The following is a 25,465-nucleotide window of genomic DNA, read 5'->3' as shown; positions in this document are numbered from 1 at the left end:
GAAGTGTCCGGGTGGTCGGCGCGCAGGGCTCCGCCGTGGGCGGCGGGAGCTCCTTCAGCCCGTTCGCCGCGGCGGTTCCCAGCTGCGCAGCATCGTCTCGAAGAGCTTCCGGGTCTCGGCCCGGTCCTCCTGCGGCCCCGTCATGTAGAACGCGTACTCCGGCCCGCCCGGCTCGGCGAAGTACATCTGGTCGATGCCGTGACGCGGGCCGGGGAAGTCCTTGGACTCGACCCAGGTGAACTCCCAGAGGGAGCCGGGGCGGTCGCGGAAGACGTTCTTCTCCAGCACCAGGCGTTCGTACTGCGGCAGGCGCGCGGCCAGGTCCTTCTCGATGCTCTGCATGTGCGTGTACGAATTGCCGAAGTCGGGCTGGGGATCGAGGCTGATCCGGAGGCGGTGCGCGCCGTTGTCCGGTGTGTAGTCGATCTGCCCGCCGCCGGCCTGCCGTTCCCACCCGTCGGGAAGGGCGAGACCGAAGCCCTCGGGGTCCTCGATCCGGTTCCAGCCGTCGGGTATGTCCTGCGCGGCGGGCTCGTCGTCCTTCCCGGGGGAGCCCACGGGCTCGTCTCCGGCGGGTGAGGCCGAAGGGGCGGGAGCGGGAGCGGCGGTGGTCCGCTCCCCCGCTCCCCCGGTCGCGGAGCCGTCGTCGTCCGCCGCCTTCATCGCGATCAGGCCCGCCGCCCCGCCGATCAGAGCGGCCACCGCCACGACCAGCAGGACGGTGCGCCACCGGCCGGGGCCGCGCCGGGCGGCCTGCACGGAGGGGTACGGGGGGACGGACTGCGGGGGCACGGCACGGTCGCGGTGGGCGGGGGTGCCGTCCGGGACGGAGAAGGCGAACAGTTCCTCCTCGGAGACCCGCTGCGTCGGCACGTGCGCCTGAGCGGCACGGGGCTTCCGCCCCTCCATCGCGTCCAGCAGCATGCGCTCCGTCTCCTGGGCCGTCGGACGGTCCGCGGGGTCCTTGCGCAGCAGAGCGGTGATCACGGGCGCCAACGCCCCGCCGTGCAGCGGCGGGGGCGGTTCCTCCGTGACCACGGCCTGCATCGTGGAGATGGGGGACGAACGCCGGAAGGGTGAGGTCCCCTCGACGGCCGTGTAGAGAGTGGCACCCAGCGACCACAGGTCTGACGCGGGGCCCGGGTCGCCGCCGCGCACCCGCTCGGGCGCCAGATAGTCGATCGACCCCACCAGTTCGCCCGTCCTGGTGATGGTGGAGTCGCCCTCGATGGCGGCGATCCCGAAGTCGGTCAGCAGGACCTGTCCGTCGCGGGCGAGCAGCACGTTGCCCGGCTTCACGTCCCGGTGCAGGACTCCGGCGTCGTGGGCGGCCCGCAGCGCGCTCAGCACATGGAGACCGATCCTGGCGGCCTCGCGCGGCCCGACCTCGCCGGACTCCTTCGTCGCGTCGGCGAGCGAGGGCCCGTCGACGTACTGCATGACGATCCAGGGGCGGTTGTCGTACTCGACGACGTCATGGACGGTGACGACTCCCGGGTGCGTGATCCGGGCCGCCGCGCGCGCCTCCTTCTGCGTGCGGGCGTGCAGCACGGCCCGGTCGGCCTCGGCGACGTACAGTCCGGCGGTCAACTCCTTGACGGCGACGGTCCGGTGGAGCACCTCGTCGTGGGCGCGCCACACCTTGCCCATGCCGCCGCGGCCCAGGACGTCACCGAGACGGTAACGACCGGCCAGTACGATCCCCGCGTCCGTTCCCTGCCCGTGTTCCACGTGTGTCCTCGCCCCGTTCCTCGGTACGACAGGTTACGGACGGGAGGCGGCCCCACGGAACCTCGCATCGCTCACGAGACCGCACTGTGACGCTTGTCGCGCCGGGCTGTCGCGCGGTCAGGAAGCCACGCGGTAGCTGGAGATGGCCTGCTCGTAGATGTCGGACACCTTGTCCCGTTCGCCCTCAGGGCCGATGACCTGCACGACGTGGTACCTGCCGTCCACGATCATCACGAGGTTGCGGACGTAGACCTCGCGTCCGCCGCTCTCCTGCCAGGTGAACTGCCCCTCGGCCATGGCCTGCCGTCCGACGTCGACGCGGCGCAGACCGGTCGACGTGGCCCAGCTGGACTGCCGGAACGGCTCCAGTTCGGGCTCAGCGGTCCGCTGGTAGTCCAGCGGGTCACTCCCGTTGGCCTTGACGGTGTCCCGGCCGGGCACGACGAGGACGCTGAACCCGTCGCTGCCGTAGCGGACCTGACGGTCGGCGTTGGCCGGGCTGCGCTGCCAGCCCTCGGGCACGCCGATCTCGAACCCTTCGGCGTCCTTGCGCAGTTCGTAGCCCGGCGCGAGGGCGACGGCGGAGCGGCTGGTCTGCGGCTTCTGCGAGCCGGAGGAGCCGGACGAGGCAGAAGGGTCCGACGAACCGGGCGAGGCCGTCGGACCGGTGGACGGACCGCTGCCGGTCTCGGCCGGGGCAGCCCGGCCCGAGGGCGTCGCGCCCGCCCCCGTGTCCTGTCCTTCCTCGGGCATGAACAGCATGGCGTAGGCGATGGCGGCCGCCATCGCCAGCAGGATCAGGACCAGCAGCAGCCGTCCGAGCCTTCTCGGCGCCCGGCCGCCGGGCTGCGGCTGCCGCAGCACCTTGGGGCCCTTGGGTTCGCGAGGCGCGCGCGGCGGCTTCTCGTACGCCTGCGGCTTCTCGAACGCCTGCCGCTCGTACGTCCGCTGCTTCTCGCGGCGCTGCGGCTTCCCCTGGCGGTGCCGGCCGTGTGCCGCGCCACCGCGGCCCCGACGGCGGCGCACCAGCTCGCCCCGGCGGCGCACCACCGGCAGGCGCGTGGCGTCAGCCGGCGGCATCGTGACGATGTCCGCACCGGCCTCGGGCTCGGGGGCCGACCGCACGAGGGAACGCAGCCAGCCGCGCAGCTCCTCGAAGTCGGGGCGCTCCGTGGGGTCCTGGCGCAGCAGCGACTCGACGACGGGCCGCAGCGGACCGCACTCCTCCGCGAAGGCGGGCGGCTCGCCGCAGACCATCTGGACGAGTTCGGCGGCGTTCTCCTCCGGATACGGGGCGTGGCCCTGCACCGCGCGGTAGAGCAGGGCGCCGAGCGCCCACAGATCGGTGGAGGGGCCGATGGGCGGCGCGAGCTGCCAGTTGTCGTGGACCGGCCCCGCCTGCTCGGGCGCCCACCTCTCGGTGACCGCGCCGACGACGGCGATGCGGGCCTGCCTGGCGCGCTCGGCTGCGAGCGGGGTGGCCGGTCCACGGTAGGCGGGGGTGGTGGCACCGCCGGCGACGACCTCGTCCCATCCTCCCGCGGGTGCGCGGGCGGCCACCGGCTGCGGCAGACGGTCCTGGCGCCCGGCGGGCCCGCTGCCGAGGCGCCGGGCGTCGGCACGCAGCGCGTCCTCCCCGGAGCCGCCGCGCCCTCCTGAACCGCCCGCGGGCACGGGCCGGCCGGAGCCGGGGCCGTCGTCCCAGGCACCGGCGAGGTGGACACGCCGGCCGGGGGGCCTGGGGCCACCGCCGTCCTCGTCGTCGGCGTCGGTGTAGTCGTCGGCGTCGGAGTCGGTGTCGTCGTCCTCGTCGTCGGCGTCGGTGTCGTCCTCGTACGGGTACGGCGGCGGGTCCCCCACCGCCCCGCCCCAGGAACCGGTCGGCCACGGGCCACCTGGGGCGGAGGCCTCCTCGCCGGTCTCCTCGATCTCTTCCGCGCCGGGGCCGTCCTCGCGGTCGTGGTCCGCGCGCCTGTGCTCCTCGCCCGCGCGCGCCGCAGCGGCGCGGGCGCCCGCGCGGTAGGCGGCGATGGCCCCGGCGCGGGCGGCGCGCAGCTGCGCGGCGCTCCCCGCTCCGGGCTCGGCGGGCAGCGTGGGGGGCGCGGGGGGAGCCGCCTCGGTGTCCGCCCGGTAGCCGGGGGCCGGCACTCCGCCGGTGGACGCTCTCGGGGCGGGCAGCGCCTCGGGCGCCGTCCGGGCCTCAGGCCCGGGCGGGAGGGCGTCCGGCCCGTACGACGCGGGACTCCCGTACGGACCCGGCTCCACGACAGGCGGCTCGTACGGACCGGACTCCACGGCCGCAGGTCCGTCGGCCCCCGGATCCCCGGGCGGGAGCTCGTACGGGCCGGACTCCGCAGCCGGAGGCTCGTACGGGCCGGTGGGGCCCGATTCGACGGCCGGAGGCCCGTAGGCGTTCTCCTCGTCGGGCCGGGGCGCGGGAACGTATCCGCACAGCGCCTCCTCGGCCGCGCCCGCCGCGAGGCCCGTCAGCACGACACGCCCGTCGTCGCAGACCAGCACGGTGCGGACCGTGATGTTGCGGTGCGTCCAGCCGTGCGCGTGCAGCACCCGCAGCGCCGTGAGCACGTCGGAGCCGATCTCGGCGGCCCGGTAGGGGTTGAGGGGCCGCTCCGCGAGGAGCGCGGCGAGCGGCCGGGCGGCCACCAGTTCGCTCACTATCCAGAGCGAACCCGCCTCGGCGAACACGTCGAAGACCTGGTCGAGACGCGGATGGTCGGGAACCTGTGCCGCCGCCTGCGCGGCCTCGATCGCCCGCCGGACCGCGGGGTCGGTGGACCGCCGCACCGTACGCCCGGTGGCGCGCCTGACCGAGGCCTGGCCGTCCGCGTCGAGCACCTCGGCGTCCACGACCTCGGGCAGCGGCACCTGCCGCACGAGGACTTCCTGGCCGCTGTACGTGTCGAATGCCCGGGTCTCCACCAGTTCGTACGCGTCGGACGGAGGCAGCGGAAGGCGGTAGCGGTCGGCAAGCACCCGACCCGCGTAGTCGTCCACGACGCCTCCCCAGAGCGCGCTGTCCCCCGGTCATCAAAACCGCGTGAATCCGTCAATTGCGGTCACTTGCTGTGCTATTGACCCATCATCACGGCTGCGTACGGTCCTCGGTCTCTCACCATACGTGGCACGTCGCCGCCGCGCGGCCGTGTCACGGCAACCCGGCCGTCCCGCAGGCCGCGGGTCCGGCTCAGTCGGTCGGCTCGAACGTCGCGAAGGCCGTCTCGCGCAGTGTCCGGCACTCCTTCCCGTCCCACGCGTCCGCCTTGCAGCTGATCATGATCGAGTAGCCGTGGGTGGCGTCGGCCTTGAAGCCCCGGTTGAGGACCCTGACCCGCACGCCCTGCTGGTTGCGCGTGAACTCCCAGTCGGCGACGGTCGGGTAGCCGTTGAACTCGACCTTCTTTATCCCGATGTGCTGGTAGCCGTTGCTGAGGCTCTTGGTGGCCGCGACCGCACCCGCCCAGGCGGCTGCCGCGTCGTCCTTCGGGGAGGAGTTGTAGTCGACCTGGACGCGCGGGAAACCGCCGCCGTCGTTGTAGATCGCCCCTGAGTTCTGTCCCGCTATCTTGTCGAACGTGAAGTTACCGGGCATCGCCATGGAGAAGTGGAACTGCTTGTTGGTGACCGTGCGGTAGCCGGTGGGCAGGGCGTCCGGGTCCGGGGACGGGTCGCCGGCCCCCGGCGAGGGCGAGGCGCTCCCCGAGACGTCGCCGGACGCCTCACCCTTGTCCTGCCCCTGACCGTCCTTGCCGCCGTCCTTCGTGCCGTCCTCGTCCTTGCCCGCGTCTCCGCCGGTCGCGGGCCGGCCGTCGTCGCCGGCCGTCGTGCCGGCCGACGCGGCCTTGTCGCCCTTGGAGCCCTCGTTGCCGGCGTCGCCGTCGCCGAGCGTCAGGGCCAGGACCGTCCCGAGTACGGCGAGCACGACGACACCGGCGATGACCGCCAGCGTCCGGCGCGGTACGACGTCGGTGATCGGCGCGCGGGCCACACCCGGGCGTCCGGGCGGCACGGCGGGCCCGGAGGCCGATGCGGTGGCGGCGGGGGAAGCGGCGGCGGCGCCTGCCGCCGGGGACTTCGCGTTGCGTACGGAGCGCAGTGCTCCGCGCAGCCGTTCACGCGTGCTCTCGGCGAGCGCGGCCACGCCGACCGGAGTGGTCGCGGAGGAGGGAGCGGGGCCGGAGGGCCGGGCGACGGGGGCGGAGTCCCCGGAAGCCGGTCTTCCGGAATCCGCGGCCCCCTTCGCCCCGCTGCCCTCGCCGGCCGGGGCGGACGCGGCGGCTGCTGCGGCTGCTGCCGCGGCTGCCTTCTTCGCTCCGCCCTTGGTGTCGCTCCTGCTGCCTCTGCTGCCCTTGTCGCTCCCGGAGTCACCGATCGTGGGAAGGGCCATGACCTGGGTGGAGTCGGCCGGCGGTACGACCGGCTGTTCGGGAGCGTTGATCACCGCGTTGAGCAGGACACGCGCCCCCGCGTCGTCCAGCCGCTGGTCGGGGTCCCTGGCCAGCAGGCCGTAGATGACCTCCTCCAGCGGGCCCGCGTTGGCCGGCTGCTCGACCGGCTCCGTCATCACGGCCGTCAGGGTGGCGATGGCCGAGCCCTTGTCGTACGGAGGGCGGCCCTCGACGCTCGCGTACAGGAGGCCGCCGAGCGACCACAGGTCGGCGGGCGGGCCCGGCTTGTGGCCACGGGCCCGCTCGGGCGAGATGTAGGAGGGAGCGCCGACGAGCATGCCGGTCGAGGTGACGGAGGGGTCGCCTTCGACCTGGGCGATCCCGAAGTCGGTCAGGACGACCCGGCCGTCCTCCGAGATCAGCACGTTGGACGGCTTCACGTCGCGGTGCAGGATGCCCTCGCGGTGCGCCGAGCGCAGCACGTCGAGGATGGCGAGGCCGACCTCGGCGGCACGCCGCGGGGTCAGCGTCCCGTCCTCCCGGATCACCTCGGCGAGGGACTTGCCCTCGATGAGTTCCATGACGATCCACGGCCGGTCGTCCTCGTCGACCACGTCGTAGACCGTCACCGCGCTGGTGTTGCGGATCCTGGCGATCGCTTTCGCCTCACGCAGGGTCCGCGTGATCAGACGCCGCTTCTCGTCCTCGTCGATGGACGACGGGAACCGCAGTTCCTTGACCGCGACCGTACGCCCCAACGTCTCGTCGGCTGCACGCCAGACCGTGCCCATGCCGCCCCGGCCGAGCACCTCCCCGAGGCGGTACCGCCCCGCGAGGAGACGTCCTTCCTTGTCCCGTTGGGGCTCCCGCGCCTGCTCCGCCTCCGACATGCGTCCCCTCTGCGATCAACCCGCCCTGGCAGAGCGTTCATTGTCCCTCACCCCGGGACCGGTCATGGTGCCGGGTCCGTGGTCGGCCATGATGTGGCCGGAGGAAGGAACCCCCAGCCATGCCGATATCCAGGGCGCTGCTCACCGCCCCGCTCGTGCTGACTCTGCTCGCACTGGGAACCGCGAGCCTGCCAAGCGAACCACACCTCCCGCCCGCATCGTCCTACCTCCCCCGGCTCGTCGTCGAGGGCCGGGCCCCGGCAGCCGCCTTTCTGGCCCGCCGCGACACCCCCGGCCAAGCGGCGAGATACCGCTCAACGGGCCCCGGGATCGGGGTCGCCGACCGCTTCCGGGCGGGCAGTGTCACCAAGACGTTCGTGGCGACGGTCGTCCTCCAACTCGCCGAGGAGGGCGTGCTCCGGCTGGAGGACAGCGTCGAGGACCATCTGCCGGGTCTCGTGCGGGGCCACGGCAACGACGGCTCCGCCCTCACCCTGCGCGCGCTGCTGACCCACACCAGCGGCCTGTACGACTACACGGCGGCCCTGCCGGCCGCGGATCCGGTGCTCTCGGGCGCCGCCGGCCCCTCGGCGCAGCCGCTCACCCCCGCCGCCGCGGTCCGGGCGGCCGTGTCCCGGCCCCCGGTCACGGCGCCCGGTTCGTACGCCTACTCCAACACCAACTACGTCCTGCTCGGGCTGGTCGTCCAGCGCGCGACCGGACGTCCGTACGCCACCGAGATACGGCGCCGCATCCTCTCCCCCCTCCGGCTCACCGGCACCTCACTGCCGGGCGCCCGCGCCCCTCTTCCGCTCCCGCACTCCCGCGCCTACCACCGTTCCCCCACGGACGGGGCGCTTCGCGACGTGACGTCCGCCGGCCCGTGGTTCTCCGGGGCGGCGGGCGAGCTGGTCTCCACACTGGGCGACCTGGACCGCTTCTACGGGGCGTTGCTGGGGGGCCGGCTGCTGCCGCCCGCCCGGTTGGCCACGCTGCTCGACACCGGCGCCTCCGGCGGGGTGTACGGCATGGGGATCTACCCGCAGGAGCTGTCCTGCGGCGCCACCGTCTGGGGCCACAACGGGCACATCACCGGCAGCTACGTCCGTACCGCCGCGACCCGCGACGGCCGGCACGTCCTCACCTTCCGGGTCAACACCGGCACACCGCCCGGCGCGGACCTCGAAGCGGAGCTGCTGGAGGCGGAGTTCTGCCCGCGGGTCCGCTCCGAGGTCCCGTGAGGGGAACGGGTGCGGTTCAGCGGGGCACGATGTCCGGCGCCCCCAGCCGCGCGGCGTCCGCCGTCTGGTCGTCCGGCTGTCGCTGGGACTCCCGCTCCGCCTCCACCCGCTTGCGGTAGTGCTCCACCTCGCGCTCGACCTGGTCCGTGTCCCAGCCGAGCACCGGCGCCATCAGGTCGGCGCACTCGCGGGCGCAGCGGGTGCCCCGGTCGAAGGTCTCGATGGAGATCCGGGTGCGCCGCGTCAGGACGTCGTCGAGGTGCCGGGCCCCCTCGTGCGAGGCGGCGTAGACGACTTCGGCGCGCAGGTAGTCCTCGGCGCCCGCCAGCGGCTCGCCCAGCGACGAGTCGCCCCGCACGAGCTCCAGGAGCTCCTCGGTCATCGAGCCGTACCGGTTGAGCAGGTGCTCCACCCGGACGACGTGCAGTCCGGTGCGGGCCGCGATCCTGGCGCGGGCGTTCCACAGGGCGCGGTACCCCTCGGCTCCCAGCAGCGGGATGTCCTCCGTGACGCAGTCCGCCACCCGCTGGTCCAGCGCGTGCACCGCCTCGTCGACGGCGTCCTTCGCCATCACCCGGTACGTCGTGTACTTCCCGCCCGCCACGACGACGAGCCCGGGCGCCGGGTGGGCGACCGTGTGCTCGCGCGAGAGCTTGCTCGTGGCGTCCGACTCGCCGGCCAGCAGGGGGCGGAGCCCTGCGTAGACGCCCTCGACGTCGTCCCTGCCCAGCGGGGTGTTGAGCACGGAGTTCACGTGTTCGAGCAGGTAGTCGATGTCGGCACTGGACGCCGCCGGATGGGCCTTGTCCAGGTCCCAGTCGGTGTCGGTCGTGCCGATGATCCAGTGCCTGCCCCACGGGATCACGAAGAGCACGGACTTCTCGGTCCGCAGGATGAGCCCGGTCGAGGAGTGGATGCGGTCCTTGGGCACGACGAGATGGATGCCCTTCGACGCCCGGACGTGGAACTGTCCGCGCTCGCCGATCAGCGCCTGGGTGTCGTCCGTCCACACGCCGGTCGCGTTGACCACCTGCTTGGCCCTGACCTCGTACTCCCCGCCGCCCTCGACGTCCTGCACGCGGGCGCCGACGACCCGCTCGCCCTCCCGCAGGAAGCCGGTCACCCGTGCCCTGTTGGCGACGTGCGCGCCGTACCCCGCGGCTGTGCGCACCAGGGTCGCCACATAGCGGGCGTCGTCCATCTGTGCGTCGTAGTACTGCAGGGCTCCGACCAGGGCGTCCTTCTTGAGGGCGGGCGCGACCCGCAGGGCGCGGCGGCGGGAGAGGTGCCGGTGCACGGGCAGCCCGCGGCCGTGACCCGAGGACACCGACATCGCGTCGTACAGCGCGACCCCGGATCCGGCGTACAGCCGCTCCCAGCCCTTGTGCTGCAACGGGTAGAGGAAGGGCACGGGCTTCACCAGGTGCGGTGCCAGCCGCTCCAGCAGCAGTCCGCGCTCCTTCAGTGCCTCCCGTACGAGCGCGAAGTCCAGCATCTCCAGATAGCGCAGCCCGCCGTGGATCAGCTTGCTCGACCGGCTGGACGTCCCGGACGCCCAGTCGCGCGCCTCGACCAGTCCGGTGAGAAGCCCTCTGGTCGCCGCGTCCAGCACGGTCCCGGCGCCGACCACGCCGGCTCCCACGACCAGGACGTCCAGTTCGCGCTCGGCCATCGCGGTCAGCGCTGCTGCGCGCTCCGCGGGTCCCAGTGTCGCTGTCCTCACTGCTGCCTCCCGGTAATCCCGGTGCATCGGGGTGGTACGGCACGGGAGCGGGGACCGGCCGGGGGGCCGGGGCGCCCGTGCCCACCACTCGATTCTGTCCGTGGTCCGCGACTTCAGCCACCGCCTGTGGACAACACCCGCCCCACACGAGACACAGAATGCGACATATAGGTCATATTTACGCCTAGTCTGACATTGCGCTGTCCCCAGCAGTTGCACTTTCTGTCTCTTGGCCTTAGGGAAAGGACGGCCCACATGCCCGCAGACCTCGCCGTCATCGGACTCGGTCACCTCGGCCTGCCCCTCGCCCAAGCAGCCGTCGGCGTGGGGATCCACACCGTCGGCTACGACACCGACCCACGCCCCTTCGCGGAACTGTCCGCGGGCCGTACTCCGGTCGAGGGATCTCTCAGCGCCTCCGACATCCGGCGGATGGTCGCAGGGGGCTTCCGTCCCACCGCCGACCCGGCCGAGCTGGGCCGGGTGCGCACGGCGGCCATCTGCGCCCCCACCCCGCTCGGACCGGACCGCACCCTCGACCTCGGCGCCGTGACCGACGCGGCCCGGGCGCTCGCCGCCCGTCTGCGGCCGCACACCACCGTGCTGGTGGAGTCGGCCGTGCCGCCCGGCACCACCGAGAACGTCGTGCGCCCCCTGCTGGAGGACGGCTCCGGGCTGCGCGCCGGACGGGACTTCCACCTCGCCCACTCCCCCGGCCGCCTCGACCCCGGCAACCGCACCCATGTGTACGGCAACACCCCGAAGGTCATCGGCGGCCTCACCCCCGCCTGCACCGAATCGGCCGCCGCCTTCTACGGCCGGCTCACCGACAAGGTCGTCCGGGCCCGCGGGCCGCGCGAGGCGGAGATGACGAAGGTCCTCGAGACGAACTTCCGGCACGTCAACATCGCGCTGGTCAACGAGATGGCGGTGCTCTGCCACGACCTCGGCGTCGACCTCTGGGACGTCATCAGGTGCGCCGAGACCAAACCGTTCGGTTTCGAGCCGTTCCGCCCGGGCCCCGGCGTCGGCGGCCACGGCGCCCCCGTGGACCCCGGCTACTTCCCCTACAACAGCCGCACGCCCGGCCACCCGCTGCGCATGGTCTCGCTGGCCAAGGAGATCAACGACCGCATGCCGAGCTATGTGATCCAGCGCTGCGCCACCCTGCTGAACGAGCACGGCAAATCCGTCCGGGGTGCCCGGCTGCTGCTGCTGGGCGTCACGTACAAGCCGGACCTCGCCGACCAGGAGGCCTCGCCCGCCCGCGAGATCGCGACCCGGCTGATGGACATGGGCGCCCAGATCGGCTACCACGACCCCCACGTCCTGGACTGGCGGGTGCGCGACCTGCCCGTCCCGCGCGCCGACTCCCTCTACGAGGCCGCCGCCGGGGCCGACCTGACGGTGCTGCTCCAGCATCACCGCACGTACGACCTCCAAGGGCTCGCGGTGAAGGCCCAGCTCCTCCTGGACACCCGGGGAGCCACTCCGGCGGGGGCCGCCCACCGCCTGTGACTCCGCCCGGACGTGCCCGCCGGAATTGCCGGTGGGACATGTCCGCACGGGCTGCTAGCCTGCGGCGTCACTTCTCGCACACCCGTGCGCACCGTCCCAGGGGGGAACACCCGAATGAGCCAGCCCGCGCAGCCGCCGAACCCACCGCAGCAGCCCCACGGCGGACAGCCGGCAGACGGCAACCCGTACGCGGGCCAGCAGCCCGCCCAGGCCGGCAACCCGTACGCAGGCCAGCAGCCCGGCGCACAGACGGGCAACCCCTACGCCGGCCAGCAGCCCGGCGCACAGACGGGCAACCCGTATGGGGGCCAGCAGCCCGGCGCGCCGACGGGTAACCCGTTCGCCGGCCAGGGCGGCGTTCCGTACGCCCCGGTCCCGCCGCAGGCCCCGGCTCGCAACAACGTCGGGCTCGGGATCGCCGCGGGGATCGCCGCCGCCCTCGTGGGCGCTCTCGTCTACGGCGGCCTGATGCGTGCTCTCGCCGACGAGGACGGCAGCTACACACAGATCGGCTGGGCGGCCCTGGGCGTCGGCGCCCTCGTCGGAGTCGCCCTCGGTAAGGTCGGCGGGCGCAATCCCGTCCTGCCGGTCCTCGGCATCCCGCTCGCCCTGGCCGGCGTCTTCCTCGGCCAGCTCTTCGGCTTCGCCCTGATCATCAGCTGGTGGTCGGAGGCCGGCCCCGACCCGGTGGGCGCTCTGGAGGTCCTCACCTCCCGGCTGGGCGACCTGGTGCAGGTGTGGAAGGAGGAGGCGGACTTCATGACCGTCGTCTTCCTCGGTGTCGCCGGCTTCGAGGGCTTCGCCCTGGCGAGGAAGACCGCGGCCTGAGGCCGCCACCGCGACGGTGAACCGGCGGACGCCGGCACCGGGGAAGGGGTCCGGCGCTCGCGCCGGGCCCCTTCCGTCCACTTCGCGGAGTGCTTGTACTCGTAGCCGACAGCCTTGCGAGCCGTTGTGGACGGGGTAGGCCTTCAAGGTCCCGGACTTGTTCTTCGGGACCGTCCAGCTGCCGGACATGCTCTTCGTCCGCGACGTGGTCACGTCGAAGCCGACCGCGGCCGACACCGGGCCCGCGGTGACGTCGAACGAGGAGCTCCTGGTGTTGCTCACCGTCTCGAGGTTCGTGAGGGTGAGGGCCATGGGGCCGCGTCCCCGGACGATCGCGGTGCAGTCCTTGCCCGTCTGAGCCCGAGGTACTTGACGTCCACCAGGGTGTCCAGGGCGCGCCGGGCACGCGGAAGGGGGCCTGGACACCGGCGGTGTCCAGGCCCCCTTCCCACCCGTGAGGGTCAGCGGCTGTGCTGCGAGTCCGCCACCGTCACCTCGACGCGCTGGAACTCCTTGAGGTCGCTGTAGCCCGTGGTGGCCATCGCCCGGCGCAGCGCGCCGAAGATGTTCATCGAGCCGTCGGGGCTGTGCGAGGGGCCCGTGAGGACCTCCTCGGTCGTACCGACGGAGCCCAGGTCGACCAGCTTGCCGCGCGGCACGTCCTCGTGGACGGCCTCCATGCCCCAGTGCCGGCCGCGGCCGGGCGCGTCCGTGGCACGGGCCAGCGGGGAGCCCATCATCACCGCGTCCGCGCCGCAGGCGATCGCCTTGGGCAGGTCGCCGGACCAGCCGACGCCGCCGTCCGCGATGACGTGCACGTACCGGCCGCCGGACTCGTCCATGTAGTCACGGCGGGCACCCGCCACGTCGGCGACAGCCGTCGCCATGGGGACCTGGATGCCGAAGACGTTGCGCGTGGTGTGCGCGGCGCCGCCGCCGAAACCGACGAGGACGCCCGCCGCACCGGTGCGCATCAGGTGGAGGGCGGCGGTGTACGTGGCACAGCCGCCGACGATGACCGGGACGTCCAGCTCGTAGATGAACTGCTTCAGGTTGAGCGGCTCGGCCGCGCTGGAGACGTGCTCGGCGGAGACCGTCGTGCCGCGGATGACGAAGATGTCCACGCCCGCGTCGACGACGGCCTTGGAGAACTGCGCGGTGCGCTGCGGCGACAGCGCGGCGGCGGTGACGACTCCGGAGTCGCGCACCTCCTTGATCCGCTGCCCGATCAGCTCCTCCTGGATGGGGGCGGAGTAGATCTCCTGGAGGCGCGGGGTGGCGGCCTCGACCGGCATCTCGGCGATCTCGTCGAGGAGGGACTGCGGGTCGGCGTGCCGGGTCCACAGCCCCTCGAGGTTGAGGACGCCGAGGCCGCCCAGCTCGCCGATGCGGATGGCGGTCTGCGGAGAGACCACCGAGTCCATGGGCGCGGCCAGGAAGGGCAGCTCGAAACGGTAGGCGTCGATCTGCCAGGCGATCGAGACCTCCTTCGGGTCACGGGTACGCCGGCTCGGCACGACAGCGATGTCGTCGAACGCGTATGCCCGCCGACCGCGCTTGCCGCGCCCGATCTCGATCTCAGTCACGATGGTGTGGCCTTTCCTCTACGTCTGCGCTGACCAGTATCCCCGACACACACATGAGGGGCGGTCCCGGGAACCCCGGTCCGCCCCTCATCTGCGCTGATGTCTTACTTCCTGCTGTAGTTCGGCGCTTCGACCGTCATCTGGATGTCGTGCGGGTGGCTCTCCTTGAGGCCCGCCGAGGTGATCCTGACGAAGCGGCCCTTGCTCTCCATCTCGTCGACCGAGGCCGCGCCCACGTACCCCATCGTCTGGCGGAGACCGCCGACGAGCTGGTGCAGCACGTTGGCCAGCGGGCCGCGATAAGGCACCTGGCCCTCGATGCCCTCGGGGACGAGCTTGTCGTCGGAGGACACCTCGGCCTGGAAGTAGCGGTCCTTCGAGTACGAGCGGCCCTGCCCACGGGACTGCATCGCACCCAGCGAACCCATGCCGCGGTACGACTTGAACTGCTTGCCGTTGATGAACATCAGCTCACCCGGGGACTCCTCGCAACCGGCGAGCAGCGAGCCGAGCATCACCGTGTCCGCGCCTGCCACCAGGGCCTTGCCGATGTCGCCCGAGTACTGCAGGCCGCCGTCGCCGATGACCGGGACGCCCGCCGCGCGCGCGGCCAGCGCGGCCTCGTAGATCGCGGTGACCTGCGGGACGCCGATGCCGGCGACCACACGGGTGGTACAGATCGAACCGGGTCCGACACCGACCTTGACGCCGTCCACGCCGGCGTCGACGAGTGCCTGGGCGCCGTCACGGGTCGCGACGTTGCCACCGATCACATCCACGGCCACGGCCGACTTGATCTTCGCCATCCAGTTGAGGGCGTTGCTGTTGTGGCCGTGCGAGGTGTCGACGATCAGGAAGTCGACCCCGGCCGAGGCGAGCGCCTGGGCGCGGTCGAGCGCCTCGGGGCTGGCACCGACGGCCGCGCCGACCAGCAGCCGGCCTTCGGCGTCCTTGGCGGCGTTCGGGTACTGCTCGGCCTTCTTGAAGTCCTTGACCGTGATGAGGCCCTTGAGGAGGCCGGCCTCGTCGACCAGCGGCAGCTTCTCGATCTTGTGGCGGCGCAGCAGCTCCATCGCCTCGACACCGGAGATGCCGACCTTGCCCGTGACCAGCGGCATCGGCGTCATGACCTCGCGCACCTGGCGCGTCCGGTCCGACTCGAAGGCCATGTCACGGTTGGTCACGATGCCGAGGAGCTTGCCCGCGGGGTCGGTGACCGGCACTCCGCTGATGCGGAACTTCGCGCAGAGGGCGTCGGCCTCGCCGAGCGTCGCGTCCGGGTGCACGGTGATCGGGTCGGTCACCATGCCGGACTCGGACCGCTTCACCAGGTCGACCTGGTTGACCTGGTCCTCGATCGAGAGGTTGCGGTGCAGCACGCCGACACCGCCCTGCCGGGCCATGGCGATGGCCATCCGGGCCTCGGTCACCTTGTCCATCGCGGCGGAGAGCAGCGGGATGTTCACCCGCACGTTCCGCGAGATGAGCGACGAGGTGTCGACCGCGTTGGGCAGCACGTCAGATGCGCCCGGCAGCAGCAGCACGTCGTCGTATGTCAGCCCGAGCGTCGCGAATTTCTCGGGCACTCCGTCGACGTTTGCAGTCATGACACCTTCCCCAAATGGCCTTGATCGGTGCGGATGTCCATGCTAACGGCCTCGCGGGGTGTCTCATTCCACGAGCAAGATCACCTAGCGGTTCTGTGGCTTCCTCCACATCCCGGAAGCCTCCGGAACCGGTCCTCTACTGGCCCGCGAGGGCCCTCAGCCTGCTGAGCGCGCGATGCTGGGCGACCCGGACGGCGCCCGGGGACATTCCGAGCATCTGTCCGGTCTCCTCCGCGGTCAGTCCGACCGCGACCCGCAGGACCAGCAGCTCGCGCTGGTTCTCCGGAAGATTGGCGAGGAGCTTCTTGGCCCAGGCCGCGTCGCTGCTCAGCAGCGCCCGCTCCTCCGGGCCGAGTGAGTCGTCGGGCCGCTCGGGCATCTCGTCCGACGGCACGGCCGTCGATCCGGGGTGCCGCATCGCGGCGCGCTGGAGGTCGGCGACCTTGTGGCCGGCGATGGCGAAGACGAAGGCCTCGAAGGGCCTGCCGGTGTCCCTGTAGCGCGGCAGCGCCATCAGCACCGCCACGCAGACCTCCTGCGCCAGGTCCTCCACGAAGTGACGGGCATCACCGGGCAGCCGGTTCAGCCGCGACCTGCAGTAGCGCAGGGCCAGCGGGTGGACGTGGGCCAGCAGGTCGTGCGTTGCCTGCGCGTCACCGTCGACCGCACGGTGCACCAGAGCACCGATCACCGTCGTCCCGTCCTCACGCATCAGACCATGGTGCCTTGACGGCGTCCGGTCCGATGCATCGCGTCCCGAGTTGTGCACCGAAGCGTTATCAGCGGGTGTGCCGACTGGTCCGACGGGCACGTCGGAGCGGTCGGCACATGCGTCTGCCCGCGCGCCGTCGGCGTCGCGGGCGGGTGAGCCAGCGTTCTGAGCGGGTGCGCCGGATGTCATGTCCTGCGCCCTCCCCTTCCGCTCGACCGAATGTTCCCCGAGGAACTCCACAACCCCAAGGATGCGGCATCGGCCAGGAAGCGTCACATAGCGCTGGTGGGGAGGGCCCGGCCGCAGGTCCGCCGCCACCGTCGCCCCGTCCGCCGGCCTGCGGACGGGAACAACGGGCTACCTGCCGCGTCGCGGCATCAGCGGACCAGACCCCAGCGGAATCCGAGCGCGACGGCGTGCGCCCGGTCCGAGGCCCCGAGCTTCTTGAACAGACGCCTCGCGTGCGTCTTCACCGTGTCCTCGGAGAGGAACAGCTCACGCCCGATCTCCGCGTTCGAACGGCCGTGGCTCATGCCTTCGAGCACCTGGATCTCCCGCGCGGTGAGCGTCGGCGCCGCGCCCATCTCCGCCGACCGCAGCCGGCGCGGGGCGAGCCGCCACGTCGGGTCGGCGAGCGCCTGGGTCACGGTGGCGCGCAGCTCCGCACGGGAGGCGTCCTTGTGCAGGTAGCCGCGGGCCCCGGCGGCGACCGCGAGCGCGACACCGTCCAGGTCCTCGGCGACGGTCAGCATGATGATCCGGGCTCCGGGGTCGGCCGAGAGCAGGCGCCGGACCGTCTCGACCCCCCCGAGGCCGGGCATGCGTACGTCCATCAGAATCAGATCCGAACGGTCGGCCCCCCAGCGGCGGAGGACCTCCTCGCCGTTGGCCGCCGTCGTCACACGCTCGACGCCGGGCACGGTCGCAACCGCGCGGCGGAGCGCTTCTCGGGCAAGCGGGGAGTCGTCGCAGACGAGGACGGATGTCATGACCGCCCTCCGCAGCTGATGCGCGTCACCTTGAGCCTCCAGGCTGATACAAGTCGTCACCTGAGCGGTTGACCCCCTCGGACATCTGCCCGAGCTCGTTCTCCGTCAACCGCCTCCCCCTCAACAACGACGGTCACTCGAAAGAGTTACGGGCCAAAGCATCCGGTTCGGCACTCTAAGTGAGGTGCCGTGTACGGAGGAGAACGACACGGGTTCCTTCACCCGTCAACTGAACCCTCACCCGACGACCTGCCCCATTTAGCGGGTTTTCTTCCCTTTTGCTGGCGTCTGAGGCTAGATTCGCAATCAGTCATATTTACATCTACTAACACCGTAGATGTACCGTCGGGACTCCGGTCATCGACAACACCGGTCGAGCGACAACGGTCGAGGATGCCGTTTCCGAACCAGCAAGGTTTCGAGGGGACACGCAATGGCAGATTTCTCCCGCCTTCCAGGACCCAACGCGGACCTGTGGGACTGGCAGCTGCTGGCCGCCTGCCGTGGGGTCGACAGTTCACTGTTCTTCCACCCCGAAGGGGAACGCGGAGCAGCCCGGAGCGCTCGTGAGACCTCTGCGAAGGAGGTCTGCATGCGCTGCCCGGTGCGCGCCGAGTGCGCCGCGCACGCGCTCGCCGTCCGGGAACCGTACGGCGTCTGGGGCGGCCTGACCGAGGACGAGCGCGAGGAGCTCATGGGCCGCGCCCGCAACCGTCTGATCTCCGCCCATACGGGACCCGCCCCGGAGGCCGGTCCCACCTGACCTCCGCAGGGTCCATTCGAATACAGAAACGTTTCTTCCTGCCTGGCGCATCGCCGCCGGAACCGCGCGCCACGGAGCGGGGGGCCGGGGGCCGGTCGGTGTGCGCCGGACCGGACCGTCAGCGTGCGGCAGCCAGGGACAGCTGGTCCAGGGTCGCCGCGACCGCCGGCACCCGGGCGAGGTCGGGCAGGGTGAGGGCCACGATCTCCCTCTCCACGGCCGGCTCCACCGTCACGGTCCGCGCCCCCTTGGGCCGTACGGACTCGAGGGCCAGCTCGGGCAGGACGGCGACACCGAGACCCGCTCCGACGAGGCCGATCACCGCCGGGTAGTCGTCCGTCGCGAAGTCGATCCTCGGGGTGAAGCCCGAGTCCTCGCACACCTCCACCAGCTGACGCCTGCAGCGCGGACACCCGGCGATCCACGACTCGTCGGCCAGCTCCCCGATGCCCACCGCCTCCGTCCCCGCCAGCCGGTGGCCCTCGGGGACGAGCCCGACGAGCCGGTCCTTGAGCAGCGGGCGCACGACCAGGTCGTCCCATTCGCCGCCGGTCGTCCCGTAGCGGAACGCCAGTGCGATGTCGCAGTCGCCGTCGCGCAGCATCTCCACCGAGCGCGGCGGCTCGGCCTCCACCAGCGACACCTGGGTGCCGGGATGGGCGGCGCGAAGTGCCGCGAGAGCGCCGGGGACCAGGCTGGAGCTCCCGCTCGGGAACGACACGAGCCGGACCCGGCCTGCTCGCAGCCCCGCGATCGCGGCGACCTCCTCCTCCGCGGCGGTCAGCCCGGCGAGGATGCCGGACGCGTGGCGCACCAGCGCCTCCCCCGCCTGGGTGAGCCGCATCTCGCGCCCCGTACGGATCAGCAGAGGGGTGCCCGCCGAGCTCTCCAGCACTTTCATCTGCTGGCTGACGGCCGGCTGCGTACAGCCCAGCTCGCGTGCGGCGGCGGAGAACGAGCCGGTGGTGGCCACGGCACGCAGGACACGGAGATGACGGGCTTCGATCACTCCTCAACCATAAGCGACTGTTGCATCGCCGGGCGAATAATCGCAAGCAGCTTTGAGGAGCTCGCGATTAGTGTGTCCGGTCATGAAGGTGCTCACTGTGAACGTCGGCAGCCCCACGCCCTCCCCCCACACGGACGGGCCCAGCGGCCTCACCGGAATCGGCAAACTGCCGTCCGAGGGCCCCGTGCGGGTCTCGGACCCGGGCCCCAAGGGCAGCGGCGGCAGTGGTCTCTCCGGCGACGCGGTGTGCGATCTGCGGCACCACGGCGGGACGGACCAGGCCGTGTACGCGTACGCCCGGGAGGAGCTCGACGTCTGGGAGAGGGAGCTCGGCCGCCCGCTCCCCAACGGCTCGTTCGGCGAGAACCTCACGACGTCCGGCCTCACCGTGAGCCACGCGCTGATCGGTGAGCGGTGGCGGATCGGCGACGAGCTGGTGCTGGAGGTGACGTCGGGCCGCATCCCGTGCCGTACGTTCGCGGGCCACCTGGGCGAGCGGGGCTGGGTGAAGCGGTTCACCCGGGAAGGGGCCACGGGCGCCTACCTCCGCGTGATCACACCGGGGACGATCCGTTCGGGGGACCCGGTCGAGGTGGTGCGTGTGCCCGGCCACCGGATCACCGCCGCCCTGGCGTTCCGGGCGGCCACCACGGAGCGGGAGCTGCTGCCGAGCGTTCTGGACGCCGGTGACGCACTGCACGCGGAGACGCTGCGCGCGGCACGGGAGTACGTGGCGAAGCGGGGGTCCGGCGTCCAGGCGCCGCCCGCCACGGGTGGGGCCGGCCGGGGGTGAGGGTGCGGTGGCGCCCCGCGCCGCGCTGCTTCCGGCCCCGCGCGGAGGCCGGGACGGAAGGCGGGTCCGCCGCCCGCTGACGTGGGCACTAACGTGCCGCCTATGACGACTGCATTGATTACGGGCGCGACGGCGGGGATCGGGGCCGCCTTCGCGCGGCGGCTCGCGGGTGACGGGCACAACCTGGTGCTGGTGGCCCGCGACACCGAGCGGCTGCGGGCCCAGGCCACGGAGCTGCACGACGGACACGGCATCGAGGCCGAGGTACTGACGGCCGACCTGTCCACGGACGCCGGGATCGAGGCGGTCGCAGCGCGGTTGACGGACCGTGTGAGCCCTGTCGACCTGCTGGTGAACAACGCGGGCTTCGGCAACAAGGGGCGCTACCTGGACGTGCCGATGGCCGATGAACTGACGATGCTGAAGGTGCACTGCGAGGCGGTGCTGCGGCTGACCTCGGCCGCGGCGGGCTCGATGCGGGAGCGCGGTCGGGGCGGGGTGGTCAACGTGGCCTCGGTCGCGGCCTTCCTGCCCCGGGGGACGTACGGGGCGTCGAAGGCGTGGGTCGTGCAGTTCACCCAGGGCGCCGCGAAGGATTTGGCAGGTTCGGGTGTGCGGCTGATGGCGCTCTGTCCGGGCTTCGTGCGGACCGAGTTCCACGAGCGGGCCGGCATGGGGACGGGCGACATCCCGGACTGGATGTGGCTCGACGCGGACAAGCTGGTGGCCGCGGCCCTGGCGGACCTGGCCCGGGGCAGGACGGTCTCCGTCCCGGACCCGCGCTACAAGGCGTTGATGGGTCTGGTGAAGCTGACGCCCCGCAGCATCCTCGGGGGCGTCACCTCCCGCGCGGGCCGGACGTACGGCCCGAAGTAGGCGGCAGTACCCGGAGACCGGCGCCGGGAACACCGAGGCCCGGTGCCCCCGCGACGGGGGTACCGGGCCTCGGTGGCGTACGGGGCCGTACTAGTGGGAGTGGCCGTGGCCGCCGTGACCGGCGTCGGCCTCTTCCTCGGCCGGCTTCTCGACGACCAGGGTCTCGGTCGTGAGCAGCAGCGACGCGATGGACGCGGCGTTCTCCAGGGCGGAGCGGGTGACCTTGACCGGGTCGATGACGCCGGCCTTCACCAGGTCGCCGTACTCGCCGGTCGCGGCGTTGAAGCCCTGACCCTTGTCGAGCTCGGAGACCTTCGCGGTGATCACGTAGCCCTCGAGGCCCGCGTTCTCCGCGATCCAGCGGAGCGGCTCGACGGCGGCGCGGCGCACGACCGCGACACCCGTGGCCTCGTCGCCGGTCTTGCCGAGGTTGCCCTCGAGGACCTTGACGGCGTGGACCAGGGAGGAACCACCACCGGAGACGATGCCCTCCTCGACCGCGGCGCGGGTCGCGGAGATGGCGTCCTCCAGACGGTGCTTCTTCTCCTTGAGCTCCACCTCGGTGGCGGCACCGACACGGATCACGCACACGCCGCCGGCCAGCTTCGCGAGGCGCTCCTGGAGCTTCTCGCGGTCCCAGTCGGAGTCCGTGGACTCGATCTCGGCCTTGATCTGGTTGACCCGGCCCTTGACGTCGGCGGGGTCGCCGCCGCCGTCGACGATGGTCGTGTCGTCCTTGGAGACGGTGACACGGCGGGCGGTGCCCAGCACGTCGAGACCGGCCTGGTCGAGCTTGAGGCCGACCTCCTCGGCGATGACGGTCGCACCGGTGAGGGTGGCGATGTCGCCGAGCATGGCCTTGCGGCGGTCACCGAAGCCCGGGGCCTTCACCGCGACGGCGTTGAAGGTGCCACGGATCTTGTTGACGACGAGGGTGGAGAGCGCCTCGCCCTCGACGTCCTCGGCGATGATCAGGAGCGGCTTGGACGCGCCGGCCTGGATGACCTTCTCCAGGAGCGGGAGCAGCTCCTGGATGGAGCCGATCTTGCCCTGGTGGATCAGGATGTACGGGTCGTCGAGGACGGCCTCCATACGCTCCTGGTCGGTCACCATGTACGGGGACAGGTAACCCTTGTCGAAGGCCATGCCCTCGGTGAACTCGAGGTCCAGACCGAAGGTGTTGGACTCCTCGACGGTGATGACACCGTCCTTGCCGACCTTGTCCATCGCGTCCGCGATGAGCTCGCCGACCTGCGGGTCCTGTGCGGACAGCGCGGCCACGGCGGCGATGTCGGCCTTGTCGTCGATCGGGCGTGCGGTCGCGAGGAGCTCCTCGGACACGGCCTTCACGGCGGCGTCGATGCCCTTCTTCAGGGCGGCCGGGGACGCGCCGGCGGCGACGTTGCGCAGGCCTTCGCGCACGAGGGCCTGGGCGAGCACGGTGGCGGTGGTGGTGCCGTCACCCGCTACGTCGTTGGTCTTGGTCGCCACCTCCTTCACCAGCTGGGCACCGAGGTTCTCGTACGGGTCGTCGAGCTCGACCTCGCGCGCGATGGTGACGCCGTCGTTGGTGATGGTGGGAGCGCCGAACTTCTTGTCGATGACGACGTTGCGGCCCTTCGGGCCGATCGTCACCTTCACCGTGTCGGCAAGCTTGTTGACGCCGCGCTCAAGGGCGCGACGGGCGTCCTCGTCGAACTTCAGGATCTTCGCCATGGGCTGAGCTGTCCTCTCAAACGAACTGCGCCCCTCGCCACCCGGCTAGTTATTTCGCAGGGGGCCAGGGGCGCAGAACACAAGCAAACGTGGGTGAATTACTTCTCGACGATCGCGAGAACGTCGCGGGCCGAGAGGACGAGGTACTCCTCGCCGTTGTACTTCACCTCGGTGCCGCCGTACTTGCTGTACAGAACGACGTCGCCGGTCTTGACGTCGAGCGGAAGGCGCTCGCCGTTCTCGAAGCGGCCCGGGCCCACGGCCAGGACGACGCCCTCCTGGGGCTTCTCCTTGGCGGTGTCCGGAATGACCAGGCCGGAAGCCGTGGTCTGCTCGGCGTCGAGCGGCTGGACCACAATGCGGTCCTCGAGCGGCTTGATCGCAACCTTGGTGCTGGTGGTCGACACGATCCGGTCTCCCCCTTCGGAGATCTCACGGGGTTTAACAGTCTGTGGGGTGGCGACCGGACCGATCCGTCGTCGCGGGTGCCGGACCTGCCCTGTCGCGCAGTTGTGCTGGCACTCTCCATCGGGGAGTGCCAGCACTGAGACTATGGCCGCGATTAGCACTCGGTCAAGCGGAGTGCCAATTCACCACCCTCGCGTGGCGTCGCGGGACCGGCGCACCCCCGGACAACGGGGGAGACCGCCGCGGTGTTCCGCACCGGCGTGTCCCGGCGTCCGGACGGCCGCGTCAGACGTAGTCCTCCAGTCTGGCCACGGCGTAACCCTTGTCCGTGACCGTCTTCATGACGTGGCGAATCATGTCGGTCATGGATCCCTCCCAGTCCTCACGGCCCCGGAAGTGGGTGAGGATGATGTCGCCGGGGTGCAGGTCCTGGTCCCACTCGCGCCACTCCATGTGGTCGGGGAACGCCTCGGCCGCCCACAGCGGTACCGCCTTGATCCCACAGGACGCGGCGACGCGCAGGGTGTCGCCGTTGTAGTTGCCGTACGGCGGCCGGAAAAGGGTGGGGCGTGCGCCGAAGTGCTTCTCGATCTTGTCCTGCTCGCCACAGATCTCCCGCCGCTGCTCGGCCTTCGAAAGCCCCGGGAGATAGCGGTGGTTGAGTGTGTGGTTGCTCAGGGTGACGCCCCTGGCCTGCATGTCCTTGAAGTAGCCGTAGTCGTCGCTCACCACGTAGTCGCTGAGGAAGGCGCTGTACGGGATCCTCAGTTCCGTCATCATCCGCAGCAGTTCGGGGTCCTTCTCGGCCCCGTCGTCCATCGTCAGGAAGACGACCCGCTCCTTGGTGGGCACGGTGGTGAACACCGGCGGTAGCGTCTCCCCGCCCTCCACCTCGAAGCCCTCACGGGTGGTGATGCGGGGCTTCACGGCGGGCGGTGCCGGGGCGGCGAGCGGCACCTTCGCCAGGCCCCACTTCTTCGCGGCGACGGCGCGGGCGGCCTGTTCCCGCCGCACGCGCTCCGCCCGGGCCGCCGCGGGACCCCCCGGCTGCGCGGCGGCGGCGCCCGGCTGCCCGGCGACCGGCTTCCGCCGGTCCTCGCCGCCGCCTCCCGCGCCGTCCCCGCATCCGGAGACGGCGGCGCCGACCAGCAGGGCGGCCAGGACCGCTCGGACCGTTCCGCGACGCTTCGCGGGGGTATTTTCCTTTTGTCGTACTAGTTGCATGGCGCCGCATCCTGCCACCGGGGCGCCGGCGGTCTCCGGCGACACCTCCGGCGGGCCCGCCGCGTCCCCCGACTGGCTCACAATGGACCCGTGAACGCCCTTCCTCCTGCCGGTCAGGCCGACCCGCTCGCCTCCTTCGCCGCCCTGCGCACCCCCGAGGGCGCCGCGCTCCTCGAAGAGCTGCGTGACCACGACCCGGCCCGGGAGCTGGCGACCGCGACCAGGCTGCGCCGCACCCACCCCGCCGCCCTGGTGTCGGCGGCGCTCGGACAGGCGCGGCTGCGGCAGCGCGCGGTGGCGAAGTTCGGGGCGGCCGACGCCCACCGCATGTTCTTCACCCCCGCCGGCGTCGAGCAGGCGACGCGCACCTCGGTAGCCGGCCACCGCGCCGCGCGGTTCGCGGCGCTGGGCGTACGGAGCGTGGCCGATCTGTGCTGCGGCATCGGCGGCGACGCGATCGCCCTGGCCCGCGCGGGAACGGCGGTCCTGGCGGTGGACCGCGATCCGCTCACCGCCGAGGTCGCCCGTGCCAACGCCGAGGCGCTCGGGCTCCAGGACCTCGTCGAGGTCCGGTGCGCCGACGTCACGGAGATCGACACCTCGCCGTACGACGCGGTCTTCGTCGACCCGGCGCGGCGGGGCGGACGCGGCAGGATCTTCGACCCGGAGGCCTACTCGCCGCCGCTCTCCTGGGCGACCGGAGCGGCACTGAAGGCGCCCCGCGCCGCGTTGAAGATCGCTCCGGGTGTCCCGCACGAGGCCATCGAGCCACGGGCCGAGGCCGAATGGATCTCCGACGGCGGCGACGTGAAGGAAGCCGTGCTCTGGTTCGGTGACGGCTTCACGCCCGGCGCCTTCCGTGCCACGCTGCTCCCGTCCCGCACGACCCTCACCTCCGACGGCCCGCTCCCCCCGCCGCCGGTCGGTCCCGTCGGCCGGTACCTGTACGAACCGGACGGCGCGGTCATCCGGGCCCATCTGGTGGCCCGCGTGGTCGAACTCTGCGGGGGCAGGCTGATCGACGAGACGATCGCCTACGTCACGAGCGACACCCTGTACGCGTCCGAGACCACGTCGGCGTACGAGATCACCGATCAGCTGCCCTTCAACATGAAGAAGCTGAAAGCACTGCTGAGGGAGCGGCAGGTGGGCGTCCTGACCGTCAAGAAGCGCGGCTCGCCGGTCGAACCGGAGGAACTGCGCCGGAAGATGAAGCTCCAGGGGCCGCACGCGGCCACGGTCTTCCTGACCCGGGTGGCCGGGGCCCCGACGATGCTGATCGGGCAGCCGGTGGGGGGCGGCTGATCAGGCGTCCGCCGTCACCGGCGGGTCGCCGACCGGCGCCCCGACGCGCGCCCGCAGCACCCGGCACCGTGCCTGAACGCCTTGTCGAGGCGGGCCGGTGCGGTCAGGCCCGGCCCACCGGCCGGTACGTCTGCTGACCG

20 protein-coding genes are annotated in these 25,465 nt (G+C 72.0%); 8 read left to right on the top strand and 12 right to left on the bottom strand.

What is annotated here, in order from left to right; all coding sequences use genetic code 11:
• Positions 1-54 precede the first annotated feature (54 nt).
• From ACHFIV_RS02505 to ACHFIV_RS02495, 3 genes are all read right to left on the bottom strand, one after another.
• The gene (locus ACHFIV_RS02505) at positions 55-1,731 is read right to left on the bottom strand and encodes a serine/threonine-protein kinase (protein ID WP_398962773.1); all 1,677 of its coding nucleotides are present in this window, start codon (positions 1,729-1,731) and stop codon (positions 55-57) included.
• A 117-nt stretch (positions 1,732-1,848) separates the two neighbouring features.
• Complete coding sequence (locus tag ACHFIV_RS02500; RefSeq protein ID WP_398962770.1) at positions 1,849-4,746, bottom strand: protein kinase; 2,898 nt, start codon at positions 4,744-4,746, stop codon at positions 1,849-1,851.
• 190 nt (positions 4,747-4,936) lie between these two features.
• Positions 4,937-7,027, bottom strand: a complete 2,091-nt coding sequence (locus tag ACHFIV_RS02495; RefSeq protein WP_398962767.1) for a serine/threonine-protein kinase — start codon at positions 7,025-7,027, stop codon at positions 4,937-4,939.
• A 119-nt stretch (positions 7,028-7,146) separates the two neighbouring features.
• Here ACHFIV_RS02495 and ACHFIV_RS02490 point away from each other — a divergent pair, with 119 nt between their 5' ends.
• Positions 7,147-8,268: a serine hydrolase domain-containing protein gene (locus ACHFIV_RS02490; RefSeq protein WP_398962765.1), complete on the top strand. Its 1,122-nt coding sequence runs from the start codon at positions 7,147-7,149 to the stop codon at positions 8,266-8,268.
• Between the two features lie 16 nt (positions 8,269-8,284).
• Here ACHFIV_RS02490 and ACHFIV_RS02485 read toward each other — a convergent pair whose 3' ends face one another.
• On the bottom strand, positions 8,285-9,991 hold the full coding sequence (locus ACHFIV_RS02485) for a glycerol-3-phosphate dehydrogenase/oxidase (protein ID WP_398962762.1): 1,707 nt from the start codon (positions 9,989-9,991) through the stop codon (positions 8,285-8,287).
• Positions 9,992-10,246: 255 nt separating this feature from the next.
• Here ACHFIV_RS02485 and ACHFIV_RS02480 point away from each other — a divergent pair, with 255 nt between their 5' ends.
• The 3 genes from ACHFIV_RS02480 to ACHFIV_RS02470 all read left to right on the top strand — a co-directional run bounded on the left by ACHFIV_RS02480 (position 10,247) and on the right by ACHFIV_RS02470 (position 12,695).
• The gene (locus ACHFIV_RS02480) at positions 10,247-11,509 is read left to right on the top strand and encodes a nucleotide sugar dehydrogenase (protein ID WP_398962760.1); all 1,263 of its coding nucleotides are present in this window, start codon (positions 10,247-10,249) and stop codon (positions 11,507-11,509) included.
• Positions 11,510-11,623: 114 nt separating this feature from the next.
• A complete protein-coding gene (locus tag ACHFIV_RS02475) occupies positions 11,624-12,337 on the top strand; it encodes a hypothetical protein (protein WP_398962757.1) in 714 nt (237 codons plus the stop codon).
• Positions 12,338-12,494: 157 nt separating this feature from the next.
• Positions 12,495-12,695, top strand: coding sequence for a hypothetical protein (locus ACHFIV_RS02470; RefSeq protein ID WP_398962755.1), 201 nt, complete (start codon positions 12,495-12,497; stop codon positions 12,693-12,695).
• Between the two features lie 103 nt (positions 12,696-12,798).
• Here the strand turns inward: ACHFIV_RS02470 and ACHFIV_RS02465 are convergent, their stop codons facing one another.
• From ACHFIV_RS02465 to ACHFIV_RS02450, 4 genes are all read right to left on the bottom strand, one after another.
• Positions 12,799-13,923: a GuaB3 family IMP dehydrogenase-related protein gene (locus ACHFIV_RS02465; protein WP_397698882.1), complete on the bottom strand. Its 1,125-nt coding sequence runs from the start codon at positions 13,921-13,923 to the stop codon at positions 12,799-12,801.
• 104 nt (positions 13,924-14,027) lie between these two features.
• Positions 14,028-15,530: an IMP dehydrogenase gene (guaB, locus tag ACHFIV_RS02460; protein WP_398962751.1), complete on the bottom strand. Its 1,503-nt coding sequence runs from the start codon at positions 15,528-15,530 to the stop codon at positions 14,028-14,030.
• 136 nt (positions 15,531-15,666) lie between these two features.
• Entirely contained in the window at positions 15,667-16,242 is a 576-nt protein-coding gene (locus ACHFIV_RS02455; RefSeq protein ID WP_398962748.1) for a sigma-70 family RNA polymerase sigma factor, read from the bottom strand.
• A 377-nt stretch (positions 16,243-16,619) separates the two neighbouring features.
• Entirely contained in the window at positions 16,620-17,231 is a 612-nt protein-coding gene (locus ACHFIV_RS02450) for a response regulator transcription factor (RefSeq protein WP_003948568.1), read from the bottom strand.
• Positions 17,232-17,664: 433 nt separating this feature from the next.
• On the opposite strand from ACHFIV_RS02450, the gene ACHFIV_RS02445 reads away from it, so the two are divergent.
• Positions 17,665-17,994, top strand: a complete 330-nt coding sequence (locus ACHFIV_RS02445) for a WhiB family transcriptional regulator (RefSeq protein WP_398962745.1) — start codon at positions 17,665-17,667, stop codon at positions 17,992-17,994.
• Positions 17,995-18,112: 118 nt separating this feature from the next.
• Here ACHFIV_RS02445 and ACHFIV_RS02440 read toward each other — a convergent pair whose 3' ends face one another.
• The gene (locus ACHFIV_RS02440; RefSeq protein WP_398962742.1) at positions 18,113-19,003 is read right to left on the bottom strand and encodes a LysR family transcriptional regulator; all 891 of its coding nucleotides are present in this window, start codon (positions 19,001-19,003) and stop codon (positions 18,113-18,115) included.
• A gap of 82 nt (positions 19,004-19,085) precedes the next feature.
• Here ACHFIV_RS02440 and ACHFIV_RS02435 point away from each other — a divergent pair, with 82 nt between their 5' ends.
• Both ACHFIV_RS02435 and ACHFIV_RS02430 read left to right on the top strand, forming a co-directional pair.
• Positions 19,086-19,796, top strand: a complete 711-nt coding sequence (locus ACHFIV_RS02435) for an MOSC domain-containing protein (RefSeq protein ID WP_398962739.1) — start codon at positions 19,086-19,088, stop codon at positions 19,794-19,796.
• 102 nt (positions 19,797-19,898) lie between these two features.
• Complete coding sequence (locus ACHFIV_RS02430; protein WP_398962736.1) at positions 19,899-20,672, top strand: SDR family NAD(P)-dependent oxidoreductase; 774 nt, start codon at positions 19,899-19,901, stop codon at positions 20,670-20,672.
• A gap of 90 nt (positions 20,673-20,762) precedes the next feature.
• Here ACHFIV_RS02430 and groL read toward each other — a convergent pair whose 3' ends face one another.
• From groL to ACHFIV_RS02415, 3 genes are all read right to left on the bottom strand, one after another.
• Positions 20,763-22,388: a chaperonin GroEL gene (groL, locus tag ACHFIV_RS02425; protein WP_398962733.1), complete on the bottom strand. Its 1,626-nt coding sequence runs from the start codon at positions 22,386-22,388 to the stop codon at positions 20,763-20,765.
• Between the two features lie 98 nt (positions 22,389-22,486).
• Complete coding sequence (gene groES / locus ACHFIV_RS02420; RefSeq protein ID WP_185299054.1) at positions 22,487-22,795, bottom strand: co-chaperone GroES; 309 nt, start codon at positions 22,793-22,795, stop codon at positions 22,487-22,489.
• Between the two features lie 286 nt (positions 22,796-23,081).
• Complete coding sequence (locus ACHFIV_RS02415; RefSeq protein ID WP_398962730.1) at positions 23,082-24,020, bottom strand: polysaccharide deacetylase family protein; 939 nt, start codon at positions 24,018-24,020, stop codon at positions 23,082-23,084.
• Positions 24,021-24,110: 90 nt separating this feature from the next.
• Between ACHFIV_RS02415 and ACHFIV_RS02410 the strand changes: the two genes are divergently transcribed.
• Positions 24,111-25,325 carry a THUMP-like domain-containing protein gene (locus tag ACHFIV_RS02410; RefSeq protein WP_398962727.1) on the top strand — a complete coding sequence of 405 codons (1,215 nt, stop codon included), beginning with the start codon at positions 24,111-24,113 and terminating at the stop codon, positions 25,323-25,325.
• Positions 25,326-25,465: the final 140 nt, after the last annotated feature.

The organism is Streptomyces sp. ALB3 (assembly GCF_044385685.1).
In the GTDB taxonomy this organism is placed as follows: domain Bacteria; phylum Actinomycetota; class Actinomycetes; order Streptomycetales; family Streptomycetaceae; genus Streptomyces.
The sequence above is the reverse complement of the archived record's forward strand: the minus strand, read 5'-3'. Positions and strand labels throughout refer to the sequence as shown.